At 41.7% G+C, this 511-nt stretch carries 1 protein-coding gene; it reads right to left on the bottom strand.

The window, feature by feature from the left end:
• The coding region (tssG, locus tag R7O13_RS31060) for a type VI secretion system baseplate subunit TssG (RefSeq protein ID WP_318305752.1) at nt 1–511 on the bottom strand (511 nt) is incomplete at both ends.

The raw sequence follows: 511 nt of genomic DNA, 5'->3' as shown, positions 1-511 counted from the left end.
CTTCTCCATTGCCAAGTTGGTTATTTGGAATACTGTCGAGATTAACTGTCAGTTTGAGATCCCAAGACATCGGGTCACGCAAGATGAATCTCATTAAACCAACCAACGTTTTATGCAACTCACCTTCGTAAGAAAACTGCTTAAATGTCTCGAAGTCAATGTCATCAATGCAAAGATTAAACTTACCATTTAAATCTGCGATACTCTGCCCTAAATGAAAGCTTTGACCTAATATGCAATTGGCTCGATTGAGTTTATTTCGTTGACTGTCTGCAATCTCCACGCGGCGATAAACCCATTCTTCGATACGAACGCTAGGAAGTGAGAAATAATGTGAAACGATACCTGAAATTAGCTTAGGAGAACGTGTACGTGTCGACAGTTGATTAACGTAAGACAGGACTTTTGCACGGTCTAACTCTGCAACACCACAATCTTGCATAACACCTGATAAACCAGCTAAGTGCAGCATCCGTCCAGAAAAAGCGTCTGTCGCACCACTTTGGTACTG

It is taken from the genome of Vibrio sp. Y176, from assembly GCF_033438945.1.
The sequence above is the reverse complement of the archived record's forward strand: the minus strand, read 5'-3'. Positions and strand labels throughout refer to the sequence as shown.